The 23,045-nt window shown below is 71.7% G+C and carries 24 protein-coding genes; 10 read left to right on the forward strand and 14 right to left on the reverse strand.

The features are described 5' to 3' along the window. Nucleotide 1: 1 nt before the first annotated feature. The 10 genes from N8N77_RS09805 to N8N77_RS09850 all read right to left on the reverse strand — a co-directional run bounded on the left by N8N77_RS09805 (nt 2) and on the right by N8N77_RS09850 (nt 9,108). Nucleotides 2–766, reverse strand: a complete 765-nt coding sequence (locus N8N77_RS09805) for an SDR family NAD(P)-dependent oxidoreductase (protein ID WP_261166605.1) — start codon at nt 764–766, stop codon at nt 2–4. Between the two features lie 97 nt (nt 767–863). Next, a complete protein-coding gene (locus N8N77_RS09810) occupies nt 864–1,283 on the reverse strand; it encodes a VOC family protein (RefSeq protein ID WP_261166607.1) in 420 nt (139 codons plus the stop codon). Nucleotides 1,284–1,383: 100 nt separating this feature from the next. Further along, a complete protein-coding gene (gene argG / locus N8N77_RS09815) occupies nt 1,384–2,826 on the reverse strand; it encodes an argininosuccinate synthase (RefSeq protein ID WP_261166608.1) in 1,443 nt (480 codons plus the stop codon). Nucleotides 2,827–2,900: 74 nt separating this feature from the next. Further along, nucleotides 2,901–4,028, reverse strand: coding sequence for a hypothetical protein (locus N8N77_RS09820; RefSeq protein WP_261166609.1), 1,128 nt, complete (start codon nt 4,026–4,028; stop codon nt 2,901–2,903). Beyond that, the gene (locus N8N77_RS09825) at nt 4,022–4,729 is read right to left on the reverse strand and encodes a tetratricopeptide repeat protein (protein WP_261166610.1); all 708 of its coding nucleotides are present in this window, start codon (nt 4,727–4,729) and stop codon (nt 4,022–4,024) included. Before N8N77_RS09825 ends, N8N77_RS09820 begins: the two co-directional genes overlap by 7 nt. Beyond that, nucleotides 4,726–5,739: a VWA domain-containing protein gene (locus N8N77_RS09830; RefSeq protein ID WP_261166612.1), complete on the reverse strand. Its 1,014-nt coding sequence runs from the start codon at nt 5,737–5,739 to the stop codon at nt 4,726–4,728. Before N8N77_RS09830 ends, N8N77_RS09825 begins: the two co-directional genes overlap by 4 nt. Continuing rightward, nucleotides 5,736–6,719, reverse strand: a complete 984-nt coding sequence (locus N8N77_RS09835; protein WP_261166613.1) for a VWA domain-containing protein — start codon at nt 6,717–6,719, stop codon at nt 5,736–5,738. Before N8N77_RS09835 ends, N8N77_RS09830 begins: the two co-directional genes overlap by 4 nt. After that, entirely contained in the window at nt 6,710–7,225 is a 516-nt protein-coding gene (locus N8N77_RS09840) for a hypothetical protein (protein WP_261166614.1), read from the reverse strand. Before N8N77_RS09840 ends, N8N77_RS09835 begins: the two co-directional genes overlap by 10 nt. After that, nucleotides 7,209–8,102, reverse strand: a complete 894-nt coding sequence (locus N8N77_RS09845; protein WP_261166615.1) for a DUF58 domain-containing protein — start codon at nt 8,100–8,102, stop codon at nt 7,209–7,211. The genes N8N77_RS09840 and N8N77_RS09845 overlap by 17 nt, the downstream gene beginning before the upstream one ends. Before the next feature lie 4 nt (nt 8,103–8,106). After that, entirely contained in the window at nt 8,107–9,108 is a 1,002-nt protein-coding gene (locus N8N77_RS09850; RefSeq protein ID WP_261166617.1) for a MoxR family ATPase, read from the reverse strand. A gap of 200 nt (nt 9,109–9,308) precedes the next feature. Between N8N77_RS09850 and N8N77_RS09855 the strand changes: the two genes are divergently transcribed. Both N8N77_RS09855 and N8N77_RS09860 read left to right on the forward strand, forming a co-directional pair. After that, nucleotides 9,309–10,595 carry an adenylosuccinate synthase gene (locus N8N77_RS09855; RefSeq protein WP_261166618.1) on the forward strand — a complete coding sequence of 429 codons (1,287 nt, stop codon included), beginning with the start codon at nt 9,309–9,311 and terminating at the stop codon, nt 10,593–10,595. 60 nt (nt 10,596–10,655) lie between these two features. Continuing rightward, entirely contained in the window at nt 10,656–12,053 is a 1,398-nt protein-coding gene (locus N8N77_RS09860; protein WP_261166619.1) for a lactonase family protein, read from the forward strand. Between the two features lie 3 nt (nt 12,054–12,056). Here the strand turns inward: N8N77_RS09860 and N8N77_RS09865 are convergent, their stop codons facing one another. Further along, nucleotides 12,057–12,815 (reverse strand): SDR family NAD(P)-dependent oxidoreductase, encoded by a 759-nt coding sequence (locus tag N8N77_RS09865; RefSeq protein WP_261166621.1) that lies wholly within the window; start codon nt 12,813–12,815, stop codon nt 12,057–12,059. Nucleotides 12,816–12,927: 112 nt separating this feature from the next. On the opposite strand from N8N77_RS09865, the gene N8N77_RS09870 reads away from it, so the two are divergent. The 5 genes from N8N77_RS09870 (at nt 12,928) to N8N77_RS09890 (ending at nt 18,164) form a co-directional block, all read left to right on the forward strand. Then, nucleotides 12,928–14,103, forward strand: coding sequence for a thiolase family protein (locus N8N77_RS09870; protein WP_261166622.1), 1,176 nt, complete (start codon nt 12,928–12,930; stop codon nt 14,101–14,103). A gap of 75 nt (nt 14,104–14,178) precedes the next feature. Next, entirely contained in the window at nt 14,179–14,490 is a 312-nt protein-coding gene (locus tag N8N77_RS09875) for a chorismate mutase (RefSeq protein ID WP_261166624.1), read from the forward strand. 34 nt (nt 14,491–14,524) lie between these two features. Then, the gene (locus N8N77_RS09880; RefSeq protein ID WP_261166626.1) at nt 14,525–16,051 is read left to right on the forward strand and encodes an MmgE/PrpD family protein; all 1,527 of its coding nucleotides are present in this window, start codon (nt 14,525–14,527) and stop codon (nt 16,049–16,051) included. Then, the gene (gene prpB, locus N8N77_RS09885) at nt 16,051–16,950 is read left to right on the forward strand and encodes a methylisocitrate lyase (protein WP_261166628.1); all 900 of its coding nucleotides are present in this window, start codon (nt 16,051–16,053) and stop codon (nt 16,948–16,950) included. Before N8N77_RS09880 ends, prpB begins: the two co-directional genes overlap by 1 nt. A gap of 29 nt (nt 16,951–16,979) precedes the next feature. Further along, entirely contained in the window at nt 16,980–18,164 is a 1,185-nt protein-coding gene (locus N8N77_RS09890) for a bifunctional 2-methylcitrate synthase/citrate synthase (RefSeq protein ID WP_261166629.1), read from the forward strand. Between the two features lie 64 nt (nt 18,165–18,228). On the opposite strand, the gene N8N77_RS09895 is transcribed toward N8N77_RS09890, so the two are convergent. Genes N8N77_RS09895 through N8N77_RS09905 form a run of 3 tightly spaced genes read right to left on the reverse strand, consistent with a single transcriptional unit; the run spans nt 18,229 to nt 20,261 of the window. Continuing rightward, a complete protein-coding gene (locus N8N77_RS09895) occupies nt 18,229–18,951 on the reverse strand; it encodes a hypothetical protein (RefSeq protein ID WP_261166630.1) in 723 nt (240 codons plus the stop codon). Then, nucleotides 18,948–19,865 (reverse strand): ABC transporter ATP-binding protein, encoded by a 918-nt coding sequence (locus N8N77_RS09900; protein ID WP_261166632.1) that lies wholly within the window; start codon nt 19,863–19,865, stop codon nt 18,948–18,950. Before N8N77_RS09900 ends, N8N77_RS09895 begins: the two co-directional genes overlap by 4 nt. 15 nt (nt 19,866–19,880) lie before the next feature. Continuing rightward, a complete protein-coding gene (locus tag N8N77_RS09905) occupies nt 19,881–20,261 on the reverse strand; it encodes a GntR family transcriptional regulator (RefSeq protein WP_396652821.1) in 381 nt (126 codons plus the stop codon). A gap of 94 nt (nt 20,262–20,355) precedes the next feature. On the opposite strand from N8N77_RS09905, the gene N8N77_RS09910 reads away from it, so the two are divergent. From N8N77_RS09910 to N8N77_RS09920, 3 genes are read left to right on the forward strand one after another with little or no spacing between them, the layout of a single operon-like run. Further along, entirely contained in the window at nt 20,356–20,823 is a 468-nt protein-coding gene (locus N8N77_RS09910; RefSeq protein WP_261166634.1) for a hypothetical protein, read from the forward strand. Continuing rightward, complete coding sequence (locus tag N8N77_RS09915) at nt 20,730–21,746, forward strand: lyase family protein (RefSeq protein ID WP_261166864.1); 1,017 nt, start codon at nt 20,730–20,732, stop codon at nt 21,744–21,746. Before N8N77_RS09910 ends, N8N77_RS09915 begins: the two co-directional genes overlap by 94 nt. 49 nt (nt 21,747–21,795) lie before the next feature. Continuing rightward, a complete protein-coding gene (locus tag N8N77_RS09920; protein WP_261166635.1) occupies nt 21,796–22,806 on the forward strand; it encodes a LacI family DNA-binding transcriptional regulator in 1,011 nt (336 codons plus the stop codon). Nucleotides 22,807–23,045 lie beyond the last annotated feature (239 nt).

The raw sequence follows: 23,045 nt of genomic DNA on the forward strand, positions 1-23,045 counted from the left end.
TTCAGAGGCCGCCGGCGACCCGCAGCACGGCGCCGGTGGCGTAGGCGGCGTCGTCGGAGAGGAGCCAGGCGACCGCGCCGGAGATCTCGTCTGGCATGCCCGCTCGCCCGAGAGGAATCGACTCGGCGACCTTCGCGGGGCGCGCGGGGTCGGCGTGGAAGTCGGTCCAGACGGTGCCCGGCTCCACGCAGTTCACGCGGACGGAATCCGGCGCGAGCTCCCTGGCGAGGCCGGTCGTCAGGGTGGCGACGGCGGACTTGGCCGCGGCGTAGTGGACGTAGGTGCCGGGGCTGCCGCTCGTCGTGGCCGCCGACCCGATGAGGACCATGGACCCGCGCGTGGCAGACAGCCGCGGGGCGGCCGCCCGCGCCGTGAGCACGGGACCGAGGACGTTGACCTCGATGTCCCGGCGGATCGCGTCGGGGTCGAGCGTCACCAGCGGACCCACCGCGCTCACCGCTCCCGCGTTGGCCACGACGCCCACGAGCGGACCGAGCCCCTCGGCGCCATCGAGGAACCGCTCAAGGGAGGCGGGATCGGTGATGTCGACCTGGAACGCTCCCGCAACGGCCCCGTGTGCGCGCAGATCGTCGACCAGCGTGGTGGCCGTCTCCGCGTCGGAGCGATACCCGACCGCCACGGCGTATCCGTCGGCGCACAATCGGCGGGCGATGGCCGCACCGATCCCGCGCGAGCCCCCCGTGATCGCCACGACGCGAGGAGCGTCCGTCGGCAGGGGCGAGGGGAGGGGGTGCGCGTGCGTCACGGACGACTCCTTCGGTCGATCGGGGAACGGCTCGGATGCTTCCCCACGTCAATGATGAAGGGAGGCGTCGCTGCCCGCCGAGCCCGGACCGGCCGCGTCACTGCGCCGGTTGCTCGCCGGTGCTGCCGCCCTCGAGCATCCAGCTGATGCCGAACTGGTCGGTGACCTGCCCGAAGTAGCTGCCCCACGGCGCGGGCTCGAACGGCAGCTCCACGCGGCCGCCGTCGCTCAGCGCCTCGAAGCAGCGCTCCAGCTCGGTGGCGTCGTCGCCGTACAGGCAGATCTCCACGTTGCCGCTCTCGCGGGTCTGCGGCCCGTCGGCGGCCATGAGGGTGACGCCGTTGTCCAGCTCGAGCTGGCCGTGCATCACCCAGTCCGGGTTGCCCGGCATGTCCTCCATCGGCATGTCCCGGTAGTGCGTGATGTCGAGCCGGCCGCCGAAGACGCCCTGGTAGTACGCGAGCGCGTCGGCCGCTCGGCCGCTGAAGCCCATGTAGGGCGACACCTTGAACGCCATGATCCGATCCCCTCGTCGTCGAGGCCGGGCCGGATGCCCGGTCACGTGGATCATGGCATCCGCGCCCGACATCCGGAAGGGATGGCGGCGACAGGAGCTCTCAGTCGGTGCCGGAATCGAAGGCGGCGGCCTCGCCGACCTCGTCCATGGCCGACGCCGTCTGCTCGCCCTCGGCGCTCAGCGGCACCGCGGGCTCGACGATCGCACCGGCCTCGCCCCGCTCGAGCTCGCCGATGAGCTCTCCGGTGGCGCCACCGATGATGCCGCGCGCCACGTAGCCCTCGAGGCGGGCGCGCGAGTCGGCGATGTCGAGGTTGCGCATCGTCAGCTGGCCGATCCGGTCGGTGGGGCCGAAGGCGGCATCGCCCACGCGCTCCATCGACAGCTTCTCGCCGGCGTACGACAGGGCCGGGCCGCTCGTGTCGAGGATCGAGTAGTCCTCGCCGCGGCGCAGGCGGATCGCCACCGTGCCGGAGATCGTGGAACCGACCCACTTCTGGATCGACTCCCGCAGCATGAGCGACTGCGGCTCCAGCCAGCGACCCTCGTACATGAGACGGCCGAGGCGGCGCCCCTGCTCGTGATAGGTGGCGAGGGTGTCCTCGTTCAGGATCGCGTTGACGAGGCGCTCGTATGCGATGAACAGCAGCGCCATGCCCGGTGCTTCGTAGATCCCCCGCGACTTGGCCTCGATGATCCGGTTCTCGATCTGGTCGCTCATGCCCAGCCCGTGGCGCCCACCGATCGCGTTGGCCTCCTGAACGAGCGCGACCGCGTCGGCGAACTCACGGCCGTTGATGGCCACGGGGCGCCCCGCGTCGAACGTGACGGTGACGTCCTCGGTCTCGATCTCGACCGACGGATCCCAGAACCGCACCCCCATGATCGGCTCGACGGTCTCGAGCGAGACGTCGAGGTGCTCGAGGGTCTTGGCCTCGTGCGTCGCCCCCCAGATGTTCGCGTCCGTCGAGTACGCCTTCTCCGCCGAGTCGCGGTAGGGGTAGCCATGGGCGACGAGCCATTCGCTCATCTCCTTGCGGCCGCCGAGCTGGGTGACGAACGCGGCGTCGAGCCACGGCTTGTAGATGCTCAGGTGGGGGTTGGCCAGCAGGCCGTAGCGGTAGAAGCGCTCGATGTCGTTGCCCTTGTAGGTCGACCCGTCGCCCCAGATGTCGACCCCGTCCTCCTTCATCGCCCGCACGAGCAGCGTGCCGGTGACGGCGCGGCCGATCGGGGTGGTGTTGAAGTAGGTGCGCCCGGCGGAGCGGATGTGGAACGCGCCGCATGCGAGCGCCGACAGGCCCTCCTCCACGAGGAGCGGCTTGCAGTCGATGAGGCGCGACTTCTCGGCCCCGTACTGCAGGGCGCGCTCGGGGATCGACGCGATGTCGTCCTCGTCGTACTGCCCGAGGTCGCCCGTGTAGGTGTAGGGGATGGCGCCGGCGTCCTTCATCCAGGCGACGGCGCAGGAGGTGTCGAGCCCTCCCGAGAAGGCGATGCCGACGCGCTCGCCGACGGGCAGGGACTGGAGGACGTTCGACATGTCGTCAATCCTATGGCGCGCGCGGCGGTCCCCCTGGCGCGGTGCTTGCGGCCGCCGGGCGACGCCGGGACGCATCAGGACACGGGGCTGTCGGCGATGCCCTGCTCGAACGCGTCGCGGTCGCCCTCACTCAGGAGCTGCCGCCCGAGGAAGAACAGCTGCAGCCCCTCCAGCGGCGCGCCCGTGCGGGCCTGCTCGGCCTCCGCGCGCTGCCGGAAGACCCCCGTGTCGTCGTGCGTCAGGTCGGTGAGCGTGGCGTACATGAGGTTCGGCTCCGGCGCACCGGGGGCGCTGTACGGGTCGCTGGCCGAGACCTCGGTGTAGTGCTCCCACACCGCCTGAGTGGCGGGATCCGCGGAGCCGTAGAGCTTCTCGAGGGTGTCCTCGGTGATGCCCTGCGACTCGTTCAGGGGGTACAACGTCCAGTAGTTGCCCGCGTCGAGGAGCACCTCGTCGATCGCCGCCATGACGGCCCGCTTGTCGGACAGGGATCGGATCGGTTGCTCGGTCGCCCACACCGGAGCGCTGTACTCCACGAGCATCGACTCCCCGCCGTATCCGTTGCGCTCCGGGCGGGTGCTCTCGTCCGCCACCCGTACCCAGGTGAAGCCGAATCGCGCCGAGAGCTCATCGCGGATGAGTTGCGACAGCTCCTCGAAGCGCGCCCTCACCTGCTCGAGCGAGTCGGCCTGCAGCACGAGATCCGGGTCGACGTCGCGCACCCCGGGATACGCCCGCTCGCCCTGCTCCTCCACCGTCGTGCCGTCGTACGCGCCGGCGGCCGAGGAGCGCAGCGCGCTCGCGGCACCGACGGTGCCGACGTTGAACAGCACCACGGTGGCGAGGGCGAACGCGGCGATCGGACGGGCGCCGGGCAGGAACAGGGCCGCGACGACGACCGCCGCGACGACGAGCTGCAGCGCGAGCATCGTGGCGCCGTAGATCGCGTCGGTGGCGCCGCGGGCCAGCATGACGAGCAGCACGAGCGCGAACAGGATCGCCGCGCCGAGCGCGACCCACCCGAGCCAGTGACGCCGCGCGCGCCCGCCCACCCGCGCCGGGGGCGGCACGGGCGCGCCGGCGGGCAGCAGCTCGGGGGCGAAGGGCGAGGAGGGGAACCGGCGCGGCCGCTGGTAGCCGCCCGGAGGCGGCGTGGGCGGCGCGCCCTCGTGGTGGGAGACGAAGCGGGCCCGATTCACCATGGCTTGTCCGTTCCGCTCCCGGAGCCCTCGCCGTCGTCGCCCTGCTCGCGCTCCTCGGCTCCGCTCTCGAGCTTCTCCTCGATCTCGTCGAGCTTGTCCTGCTGCTCCTGCTGCTCCTGCTCGCTCGGCTGGTCTGGCTCATCCTCGCCGGAGTCGCCGTCCTGGGGCGGCGGGTCCTGCTGCTTCTGCTGCAGGCGGTCCTGCTGCTCGTCCTGTGTCTGCGCGTTCTCGCGCTCGGGATCGGGCGACTGCGCGTCGGCCTCCGGGGAGCGACACTCCTCCGGCAGCGACACGTTCAGCGCGAGCGCCTCGGCGTAGAACTCCTGCGCGCGCGCCGGGTCGTCCGCCGCGTCGCCCTGGCGCTCGATGACGAGCGCCAGGTTCAGCTGCACGGCGCACACTTCGAGCCCGTGGGCCAGCGGCAGCGCGCGCTCGAACTGCGCGCGCGCCTCCGGCAGACGCTCCATGCCGGCCAGCCCGACCCCCTGGTTGTAGGGCGCCTTGTAGGGCTCGAACCAGTTCAACGGCTCCTGGCCCAGCGCGGCCACGACGGTGCGACCCGGGTCGCCCTGCACGTGGGCCGTGATGGCCTGGTGCGCGAAGGCGTACATGCTGAGGATCTTCACCACCACGACGAGCCCGGCCACGGCCAGCGGCGCGAAGCCGATGAGCAACCACATGCGCACCCGGTTGCGGGTCATCGCGCACCTCCCTTTGCGGGGCGAGCCAGCCGGAGCGTGCGTCCGATCCGCGTCGACGCGACGAGGACCTCGGCGAGCAGCAGGACCGCGACCGCGATCGCGAGGATCCACGACAGCTCGGTGCGGGCGCCGGGCGTCGCCTGGTCGGCGACCGTGGTCGTCTCGGCCGGCGCCGCGGGAAGCTCGGGATCGTCGCCCGCCTGCCGGTGCTGATACGGCACGCCCAGCTGCTCGGCGATCGTGCCGAGCGCCGACTCGTCGATGCGCGACAGGGCCGGTTCGCCGGTACCGGGGTCCTCGAGGTACTCGCCCGACGGGCCGTCGACTCCCGCATCGACGCGGGGGATGCGGCCGCCCTCCGCCGTGCCGTATCCCAGCACGGCGCCGCCGTCGACGAGCTCGGCGCTGCCGGCGAACGACTCCGGCTCGTCGGCGGCGGTCTGCTCCCCGTCGCCCAGGTAGAACACCATGCGCGCGCGGCCGGCGGCCGACTCCTGCGCGTTGCGCAGCGTCTGCTCCAGCACGGGCGCCGCGATGCCGATCGAGCTCCCCGAGGCCCGGTCGGCCGGCGGCGGGCTCATCACCTCGATCGAGGCCATGAGCGCGCTCGTGTCGGTGGTGAGGGGCAGGCGCAGCTGGGCGCTGTCGTCGAAGGCGATGAGCGCGAACCGGGCGCCGGGGTACTCCGCGACGATCGCGCGGACGTCCGCCGCCACGCCATCCATGCGGCGCTCGCCCTCCTCGCCCGCCCAGTCCTCCGCGAGCATGCTCGCGGTGTTGTCGAGCGCGATGACGATGTCGACATCGGTGGCGACCGAACGCGCGGCGCCGTCGGGCACGCCGGGGCGGAAAGCGAGGGCCGTGCAGGCGAGCACGAGCGCGATGCGCAGGGCCCAGGTGACGCGATCGGCACCGGCGCGCGCCCTCACCAGGGCCCAGACGGCCGCCGCCAGCACCGGCAGGCACAGGGCCAGCAGGAGCACGGGATGCAGGACGGGCAGGACGGTCACAGTCTCACCCTCCAGGCGACGAGGATCAGGACGAGCACGAGGATCAGCGTGACGACGATCCAGAGCGTGGGCTCATCGGTCCACACCACCTCGATCTCGCCGCGCAGGGCCGTGGCCTCCTGCTGCTGCACCTGGTCGACGATCTCGGAGACGGTGGTCGTGCCGCGCAGGCCGTAGGCCTCGCCGCCCGTCGCCTGCGCCGCCGCGACGAGCTGCTGCGAGAGCTCGTCCTCGCCCTGGATGGGGTTGAGCGAGAACACCCGCACGCCCACCGAGGCGGAGTACGCCGCCGCCTCCTCGAGCGTCAGCACGCTGGCGCCGGCCACCTCGTTATCGGTGGCGAGGATGATCGAGCGCGAGCGCTCCTCATCCGCGTGGTCGAAACGCATGGCGCAGGCGGCCAGGCCGTCTCCGATGAGCGAGGCGCCGGGCCCGTCAAGCGTGCCGAGCCAGTGCTCCGGCGTCACGTCGCCATACTCGAAGCTCTCGCGCATCGACTGGAGGTGCTCCCGCACGAAGGCGTAATCGTCGGTGAGGGGGAACACCTGCACGGGCGACGCATTGAAGATCGTCAGCCCGATCCGCTCGCCCTCGAAGCCGTCGACGAGCTCCAGGAAGACGTCGAGCACCTCCTTGTCGACCTCCGTCATCGATCCGGAGACGTCGAGGCACAACATGATGTCGCGGCTGGTGTTCTCGGGCACGATCGTCTGCGCCGCCATCGGACGCGACACGATCACGCCGCTGGCGAGCGCCGACACCCCGGCCAGGGCGGCGATCGCGGCCAACCCGACGGCCCGGCGGCGCGTGGCCCGCCGGACGGCGGGGAGCTCGCGCAGCCGCTCGGCCCGCGCGACCAGCCGGCCCTCGCCGCCACGCGCGCTCCGGCCTCGCAGCAGCCCCCACGCCAGGCCCGCCCCGACGGCGACGACCACGGCGGCGGCGACGGCGATGAGGGGCCAGATGCTCGTCAATGCCATGCGTTCACCACCTCACGGGCCGCCCCGGCGCCCGCGTGCGGGTCGATCACGGGTCCGCGCCCGAACAGGCTGGGGTAGTAGTGGCGCTTGACCGCGTCGACGAGGGCGGGGTGCACGCCGTGGGCCTCGAGCTCGTCGAGCGACATCACGGGCGTGGCGATGCCGGTGTACTCGTTCACGAATGCGCGCGTGAGGCCGCTGAGCTCCTGGTTCGCCCGGCGCGGGCTCAGGGCGCCGTCGGCGTAGGCGCGCTCCACCTCGTCGATGCGCCGCAGGTAGCCCGCGCGCAGTTCCTCGAGCGCCTGGGCCGTGGGCAGCGCGGTGTCGGTGGCATCGGCGCGCGGTCGCCGCGGGCGGGTGAGGAACAGGATGAGCCACACGGCCAGCACGATGAGGAGGAGGATCGCGGCGGCGAGCAGCAGCCAGCCGCCGCCGTACTGCACGGGCGGGTAGAGCTCGTCGGCGGGCGCGGTCAGCCGCGCCGCCGCCTCAACGCGCGCCGACATGGGCGGCCCTCCTGTGCAGCAGCGCGACGAGGCGCGGCACGACGTCGTCGTGCGTCGACACCTCGGTGTGGCTGATCTCCAGCGCGTTGAGCGTCTCCGCGCGGCGGGCGTCCTCCGCCTCGCGCTCGGCCGCGAGCTCGCGGCGCACCGCGTCGTCGCCGTGCAGGAACTCCGGAACGCGCCAGCCGCTGTCCACGTCGCGCCGCGCGCCCCGCGAGGCGTGGTCGAGCACGGGATCCGCGTCGCGCACCGTGATCCAGAGCACGTCGTGCTGCACGCGCAGCCGGCGCAGGGCGGCCGCGTGCTCCTCGCTGATCGGGGCCTCGTCCGTGACGATCACCACGATCATGCGCCGCTGCACGGTGCGCGCGATGGTGCGCAGCAGCGCCGCGCGGTCGCTCGGCGCCGAGGCCGGCGTGCACGCACCCTCGATCGTGCGCAGCGCGTGCTCGAGCGCGCCCTCCGATCGGCGTGGCGGGGTGCGGCGCACCTCGGCGGCATCGCCGTAGAGCACGCTCACGTCGTCGCCGTGTCGCACGCTGAGCAGGCCCAGCGCGCCGACGGTCATGATCGCCAGCTCCTTCTTCGAGGTCTCGTCCGGCGCCACCGCCGCCATGCGCCGCCCCGTGTCGACCGCGAACAGGATCGTGTGCATCCGTGTGGCGCGGGAGCGCTTCACGAGCAGGGTGGACAGCCGCGCCGTCGCGCGCCAGTCGATGTCGCGGATGTCGTCGCCGTGCTCGTAGCGCCGCAGGTCCTCGAAGTCCAGGCTGCGCCCGTGCAGCAGCGAGGCGTACGCGCCGTCGAGCGCATGCACCGACTTGCGTCGCGAGTGGATGAAGAGCCGGCCCTTCACCCGCGTGAGCAGGGTGGCCATGGGCTTACGGGGTGGGCACCGACTGGAAGATCGCGTCGATGAGGTCCTCGCTGCGTACGCCGTCGGCCTCGCCCTCGAACGTGAGCAGCACGCGGTGGCGCAGCACGAGGTGCCGCAGCGCGCGCACGTCCTCCGGCAGCACGTGCGTGCGGCCGTTGATGAGCGCGAGCGCGCGGGCGGACTGCAGGAAGGCGATGCTCGCGCGGGGGCTCGCGCCGTACTTGATGTACCGCGCCTTCTCCTCGCCGATGTAGGGCGCGGGGTTCCGCGTGACGTACGCCAGACCCACGATGTAGTTCCGGATCGCGTCCGAGACGTGGATCCGGCGAGCGACGTCCTGCATCAGCAGCACGTCGTCCAGCGTGGCCGTGCTCTGCAGGTGACGGTCGGGGTCGAGCACGCCCGTGTCGATCCGCCGCAGCACCTCGAACTCCTCGGCGGGGCTCGGGTACTCGACGATCTCCTTGATGAGGAAGCGGTCCAGCTGCGCCTCGGGCAGCTCGTACGTGCCCTCCTGCTCGATCGGGTTCTGCGTGGCGATGACGAGGAACGGCTTGGGCAGGTGATGCACCTCGCCGCCGATCGTGGTCTGGCGCTCCTGCATCGCCTCGAGCATGGCGCTCTGGGTCTTGGCGCTGGAGCGGTTGATCTCGTCCAGCAGCACGAAGTTGGCGTGCACGGGGCCGAGGACGGTGCGGAACGTGCCGGTGGAGGCGTCGTAGACCTGGTTGCCCGTGATGTCGCTCGGCAGCAGGTCGGGCGTGCACTGGATGCGCTTGAAGTCGGCCGCGACGGTGTCGGCGAGCGTGCTGGCGGCGGTGGTCTTGGCCAGTCCCGGCACCGACTCCAGCAGGATGTGTCCGTTCGCGATGAGCGCGACGAGCAGGCTCGTGCGCAGCCGCTCCTGCCCGACCATGCGCAGCGAGTACGCGCTCGCGATGTGGTCGAGGACCTCGCGCGCGCGGGCCAGTTCCTGCTCGGTCGGTGCGGCGCTCGTCGCGGGCATCGGCTCCCCCTACCTGTGTGCTGAACGCAAGACGCATGGTGCCGCGGCGCGGGCGGCCCTTCGTCAGCCTACGTGCGCGGGGGCGGCGCGCGCCTGGTGGAGTTCTGCCCTGTGCGCCACCCGCGGAAAGCGGACCGAGCGGGCTGTCGGGGCCGCTCGGTAGGATCACGGGGTAGCGCACCCGATCAGAGGGGGAACCCGTGCCAGGCATCGTCATCGTGGGCGTCCAGTGGGGCGACGAAGGCAAGGGCAAGGCCACCGACCTGCTCGGCGACCGTACCGACTGGGTGGTGAAGTTCAACGGCGGCAACAACGCCGGCCACACCGTGGTGATCGGCGACGAGAAGTACGCGCTGCACCTGCTGCCCTCCGGCATCCTGTCGCCGGGCGTCACGCCGGTCATCGGCAACGGCGTCGTCATCGACCCCGAGGTGCTCTTCGCCGAGCTCGATGCCCTCTCCGCCCGCGGCGTGGACGTGTCGAAGCTGCGGGTGAGCGCGAACGCGCACCTCATCACGCACTACCACCGAACGCTCGACAAGGTGACCGAGCGATTCCTCGGCAAGAAGCAGATCGGCACGACCGGCCGCGGCATCGGCCCCGCGTACGCCGACAAGATCAGCCGCGTGGGCATCCGCGTGCAGGACCTGTTCGACGAGTCGATCCTGCGCCAGAAGGTGGAGGGCGCGCTCGACCAGAAGAACCACCTGCTCGTGAAGGTGTTCAACCGGCGCGCCATCGCGGTCGAGGAGATCGTGGACGAGCTCCTCTCGTACGCCGAGCGCCTGCGGCCCATGGTGGCCGACACCGGCTACCTGCTCGACGAGGCGCTGCAGCGCGGCGAGGTCGTCGTGTTCGAGGGCGGTCAGGCCACCATGCTCGACGTCGACCACGGCACCTACCCCTACGTCACGTCGTCGTCGGCGACGGCCGGCGGCGCCGCCACCGGTTCGGGCGTGGGCCCGAACCGCCTCGACCGGATCGTCGGCATCGTCAAGGCGTACACGACGCGTGTGGGCGCCGGCCCGTTCCCCACGGAGCTGTTCGACGAGCAGGGCGACTGGCTGCGCGCGAAGGGCTTCGAGTTCGGCACGACGACGGGCCGCGCTCGCCGGGTGGGCTGGTACGACGCGCCCATCACGCGCTACGCGACCCGGATCAACGGCATCACCGACCTCGTGCTCACGAAGCTCGACGTGCTCACGGGCCTCGAGCAGATCCCCGTCTGCGTGGCGTACGACGTGGAGGGGCGCCGGTTCGACGAGGTACCCGTGAACCAGACCGACTTCCACCACGCGCGGCCGATCCTCGAGCACTTCCCCGGCTGGAGCGAGGACATCTCCGGATGCCGCACCTTCGAGGATCTGCCGCAGACGGCGCAGGACTACGTGCTCGCGCTGGAGCGGATGAGCGGCACGCGCATCTCGGTCATCGGCGTCGGCCCGTCTCGCGACCAGGTGATCGTCCGCCACGGCCTCGTCGACTGAGTTTCGCCCGGGCCTGGTCGGGGCCGGGCGTGGCGCCGCGCGAGCGGGCAGGATGGGCGCATGAGGTTCTTCATCGGCGGCCGCGGGGCCGACCTGGGCGGCGAGGGCGTCGGGATCGGTGTGGTCACGGCGGGCGAGGCCGAGTCGCCGCTCGCATCCGGCGCGCTCGCGCATCGCGGCGACGCGGTGGAGGTCCCGTCGCCGACCTGGCTCGCGCCGCACCCGTCGGCGCCCGTCGTGTACGCCGCGCTTGAGGGCTCGGGTCGGGTCGCCGCCTTCCGCCGCACGGGCGAGGCGACCCTGCAGCCGCTGGGCGAGCAGGTCGACGCCGGCGAGGCCGTGTGCCACGTCGCGGCGGCACCCGACGGCTCGCGCCTGGTCGCCTCCTGCTGGGGCGACGGGCGCGTCGTGCACATCCCGCTCGCGCGCGACGGACGCCTCGGCGATCCCGCGATCGCCCCCGCCGCGCGCGATCCGTACCGCCCCGCCGATCCCCTCTCGTCCGTCGCCGGGCAGGACGCCGTCGACGCCGTCGCCGGCGGCGAGGACCCCGCCGAGATCGCGGCGCGGCTGCTGCGCCAGGCCTCGGGCGAACCGGAGCCCGCGCTCCCGGACTGGGCGGGGGCCGTGGACCTCAGCGCGCTCGTGGCGGGCGGAGGGGATCCGAGCCGGATCGCGGCGATGCTCGCGGGCACGGATGACGGCTCGGACCCGGCCGCCGAGCTGCGGGCGCTCCTCGGCGGGACGACGGACCCGTTCGACGATCCCGCCGTGCGAGACCTCCTGCGCCGCGACGCGAGCGGGAGCGAGGGCGATGCGCTCACCGACGCCCTGCGCGGCGCCGCGCCCGCGCCCGCCGAGCCGCGGCCGTCGCGCGCGCATGCGGCGCTGTTCCTGCCCGACGGGCGCGTGGCGACCACCGATCTCGGCTACGACCTGGTGCGAATCTGGCGGGTCGGCGCGGCCGGCCTCGTGCCCGATCACGAGGTGGTGTTGCCCTTCGGCACGGGCCCGCGACACCTGGTGCTGCACCCGAGCGGCTTCGTCTACGTGGTCACGGAGCTGTCCTGCGAGGTGTTCGTGCTGGCTCGCGCTGCCGACGGTCGATACGTCCTCCGCGCCGGCGCGCAGACCGGCGCGGCCGAGGGCGACACGGCCGCCGAGCTCGCGCCCTCCCGCGACGGCGCCTTTCTGTATGCCGGCCTGCGTGGCAGCGACACGATCTCGGTGCTCCGTGTCGCCGGCGACGGCGATCGCCTGGAGCGCGTCGCGCTCGCCGAATCGGGCATCGTCACCCCGCGACATCACGTCATCGTGCGCGACACGCTGCTCGTGGCCGGACAGGGATCCAGCGAGATCGTCTCGCTTCCGCTCGACGAGCGCACCGGGTTCCCCGGCAGCGTCCGGCAGCGCCTGGACTACCCGACTCCCACGCGCATCCTCCCGCTCGCACGCTGAGCGTCAGGAGGGGCCCATGCGCAGGGCGCCGTCCATGCGGATCGTCTCACCGTTGAGGTAGTCGTGCTCCACGACCGCCAGCACGAGGCGGGCGAACTCCTCGGGGCGCGCCAGACGCCTCGGGAAGGGGACGGACGCCGAGAGCGAGGCGGCGACCTCCGGGCCGAGCGAGGCCAGCATGGGGGTGTCGACGATTCCGGGGGCGATGGTGTTGACGCGGATGCCGTGGGGCGCCAGATCCCGCGCCGCCGGCAGCGCCAATCCCACGACCCCCGCCTTCGACGCCGCGTACGCGGCCTGGCCGATCTGGCCCTCGAACGCCGCGACGGACGCCGTGTTGACGATCACCCCGCGCTGCCCGTCCCGGCCGGGCTCAGCGCGGGCCATCCGCTCCGCTCCCAGGCGCAGCACGTTGAACGTTCCGACGAGGTTGACCTCGACCGCCCGGCGGAACAGGTCCAGCTCGTGCGGGCCACGCGAGGACAGGATCTTCCGGGCCGGCGCGATGCCCGCGCAGTTCACGACGACGCGCAGGGCCGGATCCCCGTCGCCCAGCACGTCGAGGGCCGCGGCGACGTCGGCCGGCTCCGTGACGTCGCCGCCGACGTAGCGGACCGCGTCGCTCCATGTGCGTCCCTCCACGGCGGGCGGCAGATCGAGGGCGACGACGAGGGCGCCCGACGCGGCGAGAAGCTCGACCGTCGCGGCGCCGAGGCCCGAGGCACCGCCGGTGACCAGGGCGGCGGTGTTCGACAGCTCCATGATTCCTCCTGCCTCGTCGCGGGGGGTGGACGCGGGCCCCGCATCCTGTGACCATTCGAAGGGATCGACGCGTCGATGTCGAGGGCGACGCGCAGGCGAAGGGGGAGCGCACATGCAGAACGCGGTGATCGTCGACGCCGTGCGGACCCCTTCGGCCAAGGGCAAGCCGGGCGGTGCGCTCGCCGAGATGCATCCGGTCGATCTCGCGGCGCATGTGCTCGCGGTGCTCCTCGAGCGCAGCGGCCTGGAGTCGACGCAGGTCGACGACGTGATCATGGGCTGCGTCAGCCAGCTGCGCGATCAGGGCTCCAACATCGCGCGTCAGGCGGTGCTCGCCGCCGGGTTCGCCGAGTCGGTGCCCGCGGTGACCATCGACCGGCAGTGCGGATCGAGCCAGCAGGCCGTCTCGTTTGCGGCGCAGGCCGTCATGGCGGGTGCGTATGACGTCGTCATCGCCGCGGGCGTGGAGTCCATGAGCCGCGTCCCCCTCGGGTCGTCGGCGGAGGGCTCGGTGCGGGCCGACGGGATGGCGCGGAGGTACCCGGACGGACTGGTCGGGCAGGGCGTCTCGGCCGAGCTGGTCGCGCGCAGGTGGGACCTGTCCCGCGAGCGCCTCGACGCGTACGCCGCCGAGTCGCACCGGCGCGCTGTCGCGGCGTGGGACGCGGGCCTGTTCGACTCGCAGGTCGTGCCCGTGCCGGTCGGCGCCGGCGCCTTCGACCGCGACGAGACGATCCGCTCCGGTACGACGCCCGAGGCGCTGGCCGCGCTGCCGCCCGCCTTCCGCACGTCCGAGCTGGAGCAGCGCTTCCCCGAGCTCACCTGGGACATCACGGCAGGCAACTCGTCGCCGCTCACCGACGCCGCCTCCGCCGTGCTCATCATGAGCGAGGAGGGCGCCGCGCGGCTTCGGCTGCGCCCTCGCGCGCGGTTCCACGCCTTCAGCGCCGTCGGCGACGATCCTCTGCTCATGCTGACGGCCCCGATCCCCGCCACGCGGCGGGTGCTCGAGCGCGCGGGGCTGTCGCTCGACGACATCGACGTGTACGAGGTCAACGAGGCCTTCGCCTCGGTTCCGCTGGCCTGGGAGGCCGAGTTCGGCGCCGACCCCGCACGGCTCAACCCGTGGGGCGGCGCGATCGCGCTCGGGCACGCCGTGGGCGCATCGGGTACCCGACTGCTGGGCACGATGCTCGCGTACCTCGAGCACACGGGCGGACGATACGGGCTGCAGACCATGTGCGAGGGCGGCGGCATGGCGAACGCGACGATCATCGAGCGCCTCTGATCGCCGCGCGCCGATTCTCCCCTTCTCGGCATCGGGCCACGGCCGACGTCTCGCCCGGCTCGGTAGGCTCGCCATATGAGCACGCCCGAGGATCCGTACGCCGCCCTGCTGCGCCTGCGCGCCAGCATCGACAACATCGACGCGGCGCTCGTCTATCTGCTCGCGGAGCGGTTCCGGGCCACACAGCAGGTGGGGCTCCTCAAGGCGCAGCACGACATGCCCGCGTCCGATCCGGACCGCGAGCGCCAGCAGATCGCGCGCCTGCGCGAGCTCGCGGAGGCGGCTCACCTCGACCCGGAGTTCGCGGAGAAGTGGTTCAAGTTCGTCGTCGCCGAGGTCATCCGGCACCACGTCGCGGCGGGTGCCGAGGAGAACGAGCGGCCGTGACGGCGCACGCCGATCCCGCCGAGCAAGGAGCAGCATGACCGTCATCCACCCCGTCCGAACGTATCGCAGCGACGAGCCGCTGCCCCGTGAAGAGCAGCTGGCGTGGAAGATCGCCGCGGTCGCCGCCGATCCCGTCGATGTCGAGGACGACGTCGCGGAGATGATCATCAACCGGGTCATCGACAACGCCGCCGTCGCCGCGGCGTCGCTGACGCGCGGGCCGATCAACGCGGCCCGGGCCCAGGCGCTGGACCACCCCGTCTCGCGCGGCGGCGCCGGGGCGACCGTGTTCGGCTGCGCCGTCGACCGGCTCACCAGCCCCGAGTGGGCGGCCTGGGCCAACGGCGTCGCGGTGCGGGAGCTGGACTACCACGACACGTTCCTCGCGGCGGAGTACTCGCACCCCGGCGACAACATCCCGCCGATTCTGGCCGTGGCGCAGCACGTGGGATCTGACGGTCGCGCCGTGCTGCGCGGCATCGCGACCGGATACGAGATCCAGATGGACCTCGTGCGCGCCATAAGCCTGCACAAGCACAAGATCGATCACGTCGCGCACCTGGGCCCGTCGGCCGCCGCCGGCATCGGCACGACGCTGGGACTCGCGCCCGAGGTGATCTACCAGGCGGTGAGCCAGGCCCTCCACACCACCACGGCGACGCGCCAGAGCCGCAAGGGCGAGATCTCCACGTGGAAGGCCCACGCGCCGGCCTTCGCCGGCAAGATGGCGGTCGAGGCGGTGGATCGCGCCATGCGAGGTCAGACGAGCCCGTCGCCCATCTACGAGGGTGAGGACGGCGTCATCGCGTGGCTGCTCGACGGGCCGGAGGGCCGGTACGAGGTGCCGCTGCCCGCGGCGGGCGAGCCGAAGCGCGCCATCCTCGACTCGTACACGAAGGAGCACTCGGCCGAGTACCAGGCGCAGGCCTGGATCGACCTGGCGCGCCGCCTCGGCGCCGAGCGCCCCGAGATCCGCGACCCGCGCAACGTCGAGAGCATCGTGCTGCACACGAGCCACCACACGCACGTCGTCATCGGGTCGGGATCGGGCGATCCGCAGAAGTACGACCCGACGGCGTCGCGCGAGACGCTCGATCACTCCATCCCGTACATCTTCACGGTCGCGCTGCAGGACGGCGGCTGGCACCACGTCGACTCGTACGCGCCCGAGCGCGCCGCACGCCCCGACACGGTGCAGCTGTGGCGCAAGGTCACCACGGCCCTCGACGAGGAGTGGACGCGCCGCTATCACTCCGAGGACCCGGACGAGAAGGCGTTCGGGGGCCGGGTGGAGATCCGCCTCACCGACGGATCGACGATCGTCGACGAGATCGCCGTCGCCGACGCCCACCCGCTCGGTGCGCGGCCGTTCGCGCGCGCCGACTACATCCGCAAGTTCCGCCTGCTGGCCGAGCCCGCGCTCGAGTCGGACGAGATCGAGCGCTTCCTCGACCTCGCCCAGCGCCTGCCCGAGCTCACCGCCGACGAGGTGCGCCTGCTCACGATCGTGGCGCGCCCGGGCCTGATCGAGCAGGCCCCGAGCCCGAGGGGGTTGTTCTGATGCTGTACGCCCAGACACCGGCTCACGAGAAGCGGCGACTGTTTCGCGAACGCCTCGATTCCGGTGAGCTGCTGCGCTTCCCGGGCGCGTTCAACCCGCTGTCGGCGCGCCTGATCGAGCGAAAGGGCTTCGACGGCGTCTACATCTCAGGAGCGGTGCTCTCGGCCGATCTGGGGCTGCCCGACATCGGGCTCACCACGCTGACCGAGGTCGCCGCACGTGCGCAGCAGATCGCGCGGATGACCGAGCTGCCGGCCATCGTCGACGCCGACACCGGTTTCGGCGAGCCGATGAACGTCGCGCGCACCGTGCAGACCCTGGAGGACGCGGGCCTGGCGGGGTGCCACATCGAGGACCAGGTCAACCCGAAGCGATGCGGACACCTCGACGGCAAGGAGGTCGTCGACGAGCACACGGCGCTGCAGCGCATCCGCGCCGCCGCCGACGCTCGGCGCGACGCGAACTTCCTCATCATGGCCCGCACCGACATCCGCGCGATCGCGGGGCTCGATGCGGCCGTGGAGCGCGCGCGGAAGCTCGTCGATGCCGGCGCCGACGCGATCTTCCCCGAGGCGATGGCCGACCTCGCCGAATTCGAGGCGGTCGCGAAGGCGGTCGACGTGCCGATCCTGGCCAACATGACGGAGTTCGGCAAGAGCGACCTGTTCACCGTCGACCAGCTGCGCGACGCCGGCGTGCGGATCGTGATCTGGCCGGTTTCGCTGCTGCGGATGGCGATGGGCGCCGCCGAGCGTGCGCTCGATACGCTGAACGACGAGGGCCGGCTCACGTCTCGTCTCGGCGAGATGCAGCACCGCGCCGACCTGTACGACCTGCTCGACTACGCGGGCTACAACACCTTCGATTCGGGCATCTTCGACTTCGAGATCACCAGGTGATCCGACCGATCTGCAAGGGAGCGCCGGTCATGACGGAAGACATCAAGAAGGGCCTCGCGGGCGTGGTGGTCGACACGACCGCCGTGTCGAAGGTGAACCCCCAGACGAACAGCCTGCTGTACCGCGGCTACCCCGTGCAGCAGCTGGCCGCGACGCAGCCGTTCGAGGCGGTCGCGCACCTGCTGTGGCACGGCGAGCTGCCGACGGACGAGGAGCTGGCCGCGCTGCGCGCCGAGGAGCGCCGGCACCGCGCGCTCGCCCCCGAGGTGCGGGCGGCGATCGACCTGCTGCCGCTCGAGGCGCACCCGATGGACGAGGCGCGCACGGCCGTGAGCGTGATCGGGGCGGGCGACACCGCGGGATCCGCCTCGGTGATGGACGCGCTCGGCACGCCCGAGCAGAACCTGGAACGCAGCGTGCGGCTGTTCGCCGCGCTGCCGGCCATCGTGGCCTACGGCCAGCGCCGGCGCCGTGGCCAGGAGCTCATCGAGCCGCGCGACGACCTCGACTACGCCGCGAACTTCCTGTGGATGACGTTCGGCGAGGAGGCCGATCCGGTCGTCGTCGACGCGTTCAACCGGTCGATGATCCTGTACGCCGAGCACTCGTTCAACGCCTCGACCTTCACCGCGCGGGTCATCACGTCGACGCTGAGCGACCTGTACTCGGCCGTCGTCGGGGCGATCGGCGCCCTGAAGGGCCCGCTGCACGGCGGCGCGAACGAGGCCGTCCTGCACATCTTCGACGAGATCGGATCGGCCGAGAATGTCGTGCCGTGGCTCGAGAACGCCCTCGCCGAAAAGCGCAAGATCATGGGCTTCGGGCACCGGGTGTACAAGCGCGGCGACTCCCGCGTGCCCACGATGCAGGCGGCGCTCGAGAGCCTCGCCGCCCACTACGACCGCCCCGACGTGCTCGAGCTGTACCGCGCCCTCGAGCGCGAGTTCGTGGAGCGCAAGGGCATCTACCCCAACCTCGACTACCCGTCCGGGCCGGCGTACAGCCTCATCGGCTTCGACACCCTCACCTTCACGCCGCTGTTCATCGCCGCGCGGGTGACGGGCTGGACCGCCCACATCATGGAGCAGCAGGCGTCCAACGCCCTCATTCGCCCGCTGTCGGCCTACAGCGGCCCGGACGAGCGGCACGTGGAGGGCTACGTTCCCACGCAGGCCGAGCGCGAGGCGACCGAACGCGAGGCCGAGGCCGGCTGATCGGACGGACGAGAGGGGGACGGATCCGTGGGATCCGTCCCCCTCCTCGGCGAGGGTGACGCGGCTACACCGTCGCCTTGCGAAGCGTCGCGTAGGCGCCCACCGACAGGACGGCCGTGAGCAACAGCCCCCACAGCGTGAGGAGGAAGGGGCCGGTCTCGGTGAACCACCCGATGACGGCGGGCCACGACTCCGTGCGCGTGATGACGAAGATGGCCACGACGAGCGCGAGGCCGAGGGCGGTGAACACGGTCGAGAGCACGAGGGTGCCGAAGCGCTTCCACACGGTCGCCGCCCAGAAGCCGATCACGTACAGCAGCAGGGTCACCGTGAAGTAGGTCAGCCAGGCCGAGGCCCAGCCCGGCTCGAAGAACCACTCGAGGTAGGCGATGCGCCCGTTCATGCCGTAGCCGTTCGTCACCCTCTCGATGCCCGCGAGGGCGAGGAAGATCGTCGCCATCATCGCCGCGCCGATCGCACCGACCACGAGGGTGCCCACGAAGAACTCGCGCCGCGTGATGCTCATCGCCTGCGAGAACGGGAACGTGAGCGTCATCGCCTGGATGCCGAGGGCGACGAAGTACCAGAGGGGGGCCTGTGCGGCGCCCGTGGGCTTGACGCCGTCGCCCGGGATCATCGCGAAGATCAGCAGGCAGATCGCAACGGTGCCGGCCATGATCAGCAGCGGCACCCAGACGAACGACTGCGTGTTGATGAGTTGCAGGCGCACGACGCTGAGGGTGCGGCTGCGGATGCCGGAGCGCGCAGGGGCGGTGGTGGTGGTCATCGCAGTGCTCCTTCCGTGGAAGTGGGGGAGACCCCGGCGGCGTCGCCGGAGCGCTGGGTCAGGCGCACGATCAGCTGCTGGAGGGGAACCGGCGCGAGGTCCAGCCCCGCGTCGGCGACCTCGCGACGTTCCACGGCCGACAGCTGTCCGAGGAACGTGACCGACGCCACGCGCCCGAGCGACTCGCGGTGCAGCACCTCGCGGCCGCGGATGAACCCCTCGATGAGCGCGGCGTCGCCGACGATGTTCGTGGCCTGCTCGCGCGCCTGGTCGACGGGCTGGTCCATGATGATGCGACCCTCGTCGATCACGAGGACCCGCTCGATGAGGTTGGAGATCTCATCGATCAGGTGGCTCGACAGCAGAATCGTGCGCGGGTGCTCGGCGTAGTCCTGCAGCAGGCGGTCGTAGAACACCTGCCGGGCGACCGCGTCCAGGCCGAGGTACGGCTCATCGAAGAACGTGATCTCGGCGCGCGAGGCCAGGCCGATGATCACGCCGACCGCGGAGAGCTGACCGCGCGAGAGCTTCTTCGTGATCGTCTTCATCGGAAGGCGGAAGTCGTCGATCAGCTCGTCGGCCAGGCCCTGATCCCAGTTCGGGAAGAACAGGCGGGCCGACGCGAACGCCGTCCTCGCGTTGGCCTCGTCCGGGTACTTCTGGCTCTCGCGGACGAAGCACACCCGGCGCAGCACCCGGGCGTTCTCGTACGGGTTCTCGCCGAACACCTTGACCGAGCCGCTCGTGGGGAAGTTCTGAGCGGTGAGAATCGACATCGCCGTGGTCTTCCCGGCGCCGTTGCGGCCCAGGAAGCCGTAGATCGCGTTGCGCTCGATCTGGAAGCTCACGTCGTCCAGGGCGAGCTTGTCCTTGTAGCGCTTGGTGAGGTTGTGCACCTCGATGACGGGGTCCATCACGGTCCTTCCGTGTCAGGTGGTGGGCTGGTTTGCGTGCTCGCTGATGAGCGCGCGGACATCGTCGGGGGAGAGGCCGATCCGGCGGGCCTCATTCAACAGCGGCAGCACGTAGGCGTCGGCGAACGCGGCGCGGCGCTCGGCGAGCAGCAGCTCGCGAGCCCCCTCGGCCACGAACATGCCGATGCCGCGGCGCTTGTAGAGCACGCCCTTCTCGACGAGCATGCCGACTCCTTTCGCGGCCGTAGCCGGGTTGATGCGGTGGAACGCGGCGAGCTCGTTCGTCGACGGCGCCTGCGTCTCCTCAGGCAGCGTGCCGTCCACGATCTCGTCCTCGACGCGCTCGGCGATCTGGAGGAACAGGGGCCTGCCGTCGTCGGGCACCGCGTCTCCCATCGGTTATGTGGTTAGTTACTTGAGTAATGAACCATGAAAGCCGGGCGCTGTCAACAGGGAGGACGATCGCACCGCGCGGAGTAGGGTGACGAGGGTGGGCAGCAGAATCCCGTCGATCGCCGAGGTCGCGGGCGACGCCGGTCGATTCACGGACTACAGCGTCCCCGACGCCGGGATCCGCGCCATCTACACGCAGGAGAGCATCTGGCAGGCGTGGCTCGACGTCGAGGTCGCCCTCGCGCAGGCCGAGGCGGAGCTGGGCGTCGTCCCCGCCGACGCCGCGGCTCGCATCACGGAGGTCGCGCGGCTCGAGAACCTCGACCTCGGGCGCGTCGTGGAGGGCATGCGCATCCAGGGTCACCCGCTCATGCCGCTCATCGAGGAGCTCGTGCGCGTGGCGGGCGAGCCGCGGGCGGGTGGGTGCACTGGGGCGCGACGAGCCAGAACATCACGCAGTCGGGCAACGCGATCCTCATCAAGCGCGCCCACCGCATCATCAACCAGCTCCTGCTGGACTGCCTCGAATCGATGGCCGACCTCGCCGAGCGTTCGGCGACGATGATCATGCCCGGGCGCACGCACGGGCAGCACGCCGTGCCGATCACCTTCGGGCTCAAGGTGGCGACCTGGATCGACGATTTCCTCCGCGGGCACGATCGGCTGCGCCGCGGCGTGCAGCCGTGCCTGCGCGTCATGATGGCAGGCGCCGTGGGCAGCTTCGGCTCGCTCGGCTCCGTCGGCCCCCGGGTGCAGCAGCGCGTGGCCGAGAAGCTGCGGCTGGATCCCATGCCCGTGCCCTCGCGGGCCCTGCTGTCGCCGCAGTCGGCCTACATCTCCGACCTCGCCCTCGTGGCGGCATCCGCGGGACGGATCGCCATCGAGATCGAGACGGGCATGCAGACGGAGTTCGGCGAGGTCTCCGAGCCGGTGCCCGAGGGGTCCGTGGGCAGCTCGACCATGCCGCACAAGCGCAACCCCAAGCTCTGCGCCGACGTGCTCGACCTGTCGGCGCAGGTGCGCGCCCTCGCTCCCGAAGCGGTGGGTGCCGTGATCCACCCGCACGAGGCAGACGGCGGGGCGACCGCCAAGCTCGAGACGACCATGGCGAACGCGCTCATCGCGATGGGCGACATGCTGATGCGGCTGAAGATCGTGCTGCGCGGGCTCGAGCTGTTCCCCGACCGCATGCGCCGCAACCTCGAGCTCAGCGGGAACATGATCGGCTCGGAGGCGGTCATGCTCGCGCTCGGCGAGGAGATCGGCCGCGACGAGGCGCACCGGATCGTGTACGAGATCGCCATGCAGGCGATCCGCACGGACGAGGACGACTTCGAGGAGCTGCTCATCGACGATGAACGGGTGGCGGGAGCGCTCTCGGCGCCGCAGATCCGCGAACTGCTCGACCCCACCAAGCACGTGGGCCTCTCGCCGCGGATCGCGCGCGACGCCGCGCACCGCGCCCGTGAGGCCGTCGCCGGCCGGTGAGGGGCCGCCCGGCGCGGGGACGGATGCCGGCCGGGCTTACGCTGGGCCGGTGGCGAAGAAGCGAGTGACCCTGCGCGATGTGGCGCACGCGGCCGGGGTGTCGCGCACCACCGCGTCCAACGTGGTGGCCGGCGTCGGCCGCGTGTCGGATGAGACGCGCGAGCGGGTGCGCGAGGTCATGGCCGAGCTCGGTTACGTCTACCATCAGGCGGCCGGCTCCCTGCGCCGCCGTTCGTCGCGCAGCGTGGGCGTGGTGGTGACGAACATCCACCGCCCCCACTACGGCGAACTCCTCATCGGGCTCGAGTCCACGCTCACCGAGGCCGGGTACACCCTGCTGATGGTCTCGACGATGGACCGCGTGGACCGTCAGCGGCGGGCAATCGCGACGTTGCGCGAGCACGACGTGGCCGGCGTGGCGATCATCCCGGCCACGGGTTCGGACACGGGCCTCATCGACGAGCTGCGCGAGTGGGGCGTGCCGAGCGCCTTCGTGAGCCGGCACGTGCCGGCCGGCACGCATCCGTACATCGGCATCGACAACGCCGCCGGCGCCTATCTGGCGGTGCGGCACCTGCTCGAGCACGGCTGCCGGCGCATCGCCTACGTCGGCAGCTTCCCCGGGGTGTCCTCGCGGCAGGAGCGCGTGGCGGGCGCGCGGCGCGCGATCGACGAGAGCGGCACGGACGCGACGTTCGAGCAGTTCGAGGGCGAGCCCACCGCCGAGGGCGGACAGTCCGTGGCGCGGCGGATGATTCGCGAGGGGGCGCTGCCCGACGGCGTGATCTGTCATGGCGATCTCGTCGCGCTCGGTTTCGGCCGCGAGCTGCACGACGCCGGGCGCGGTGGCGACGTGCGGGTGATCGGCTTCGACGGCCTCGCGCAGACGGCCTTCTGGACCCCCGCCCTCACGACCGTGGACACGCATGCGGCCGACATCGGGGCCGAAGTGGCGCGCGCCCTTCTCGCGGCGATCGACGCGGACGGCGAGGTGGCATCGCGGATGCTCGAGCCGCGGCTGATCGTGCGCGAGTCCTGCGGTCCGCACGAAATCTCCTGACGGGTGTTGGTGGATCGATCCGCCACCCTGTAGGGTGCATGCTGGATCGATCCACCAGCGGTCGATAACACCCATTTCCGGTCGATGGACGACCGGCACACCGCGCGCCAAAGGGGGCACCTGGAATGAACCGCAAGATCATCGTCGCGACGGCATCGACCGTCGCCCTCGGTCTCGCTCTCACCGGCTGCGGTCTGCAGCCCTCGGGGTCGGGATCGGCCGGTGGCGACGGCACCGCA

Source organism: Microbacterium sp. Marseille-Q6965 (assembly GCF_946151065.1).
GTDB lineage: Bacteria > Actinomycetota > Actinomycetes > Actinomycetales > Microbacteriaceae > Microbacterium.

Excerpts from the sequence above, each read along its gene's own strand:
- prpB (WP_261166628.1), top strand. The coding sequence starts at position 16,051 with ATGCTGTACGCCCAGACACCGGCTCACGAGAAGCGGCGACTGTTTCGC.
- N8N77_RS09845 (WP_261166615.1), bottom strand. The coding sequence starts at position 8,102 with ATGGCCACCCTGCTCACGCGGGTGAAGGGCCGGCTCTTCATCCACTCG.
- N8N77_RS09835 (WP_261166613.1), bottom strand. The coding sequence starts at position 6,719 with ATGGCATTGACGAGCATCTGGCCCCTCATCGCCGTCGCCGCCGCCGTG.
- N8N77_RS09850 (WP_261166617.1), bottom strand. The coding sequence starts at position 9,108 with ATGCCCGCGACGAGCGCCGCACCGACCGAGCAGGAACTGGCCCGCGCG.
- N8N77_RS09875 (WP_261166624.1), top strand. The coding sequence starts at position 14,179 with ATGAGCACGCCCGAGGATCCGTACGCCGCCCTGCTGCGCCTGCGCGCC.
- argG (WP_261166608.1), bottom strand. The coding sequence starts at position 2,826 with ATGTCGAACGTCCTCCAGTCCCTGCCCGTCGGCGAGCGCGTCGGCATC.
- N8N77_RS09810 (WP_261166607.1), bottom strand. The coding sequence starts at position 1,283 with ATGGCGTTCAAGGTGTCGCCCTACATGGGCTTCAGCGGCCGAGCGGCC.
- N8N77_RS09900 (WP_261166632.1), bottom strand. The coding sequence starts at position 19,865 with ATGGACCCCGTCATCGAGGTGCACAACCTCACCAAGCGCTACAAGGAC.
- N8N77_RS09895 (WP_261166630.1), bottom strand. The coding sequence starts at position 18,951 with ATGACCACCACCACCGCCCCTGCGCGCTCCGGCATCCGCAGCCGCACC.
- N8N77_RS09905 (WP_396652821.1), bottom strand. The coding sequence starts at position 20,261 with ATGGGAGACGCGGTGCCCGACGACGGCAGGCCCCTGTTCCTCCAGATC.
- N8N77_RS09870 (WP_261166622.1), top strand. The coding sequence starts at position 12,928 with ATGCAGAACGCGGTGATCGTCGACGCCGTGCGGACCCCTTCGGCCAAG.
- N8N77_RS09840 (WP_261166614.1), bottom strand. The coding sequence starts at position 7,225 with ATGTCGGCGCGCGTTGAGGCGGCGGCGCGGCTGACCGCGCCCGCCGAC.
- N8N77_RS09820 (WP_261166609.1), bottom strand. The coding sequence starts at position 4,028 with ATGGTGAATCGGGCCCGCTTCGTCTCCCACCACGAGGGCGCGCCGCCC.
- N8N77_RS09865 (WP_261166621.1), bottom strand. The coding sequence starts at position 12,815 with ATGGAGCTGTCGAACACCGCCGCCCTGGTCACCGGCGGTGCCTCGGGC.
- N8N77_RS09890 (WP_261166629.1), top strand. The coding sequence starts at position 16,980 with ATGACGGAAGACATCAAGAAGGGCCTCGCGGGCGTGGTGGTCGACACG.
- N8N77_RS09825 (WP_261166610.1), bottom strand. The coding sequence starts at position 4,729 with ATGACCCGCAACCGGGTGCGCATGTGGTTGCTCATCGGCTTCGCGCCG.
- N8N77_RS09880 (WP_261166626.1), top strand. The coding sequence starts at position 14,525 with ATGACCGTCATCCACCCCGTCCGAACGTATCGCAGCGACGAGCCGCTG.
- N8N77_RS09860 (WP_261166619.1), top strand. The coding sequence starts at position 10,656 with ATGAGGTTCTTCATCGGCGGCCGCGGGGCCGACCTGGGCGGCGAGGGC.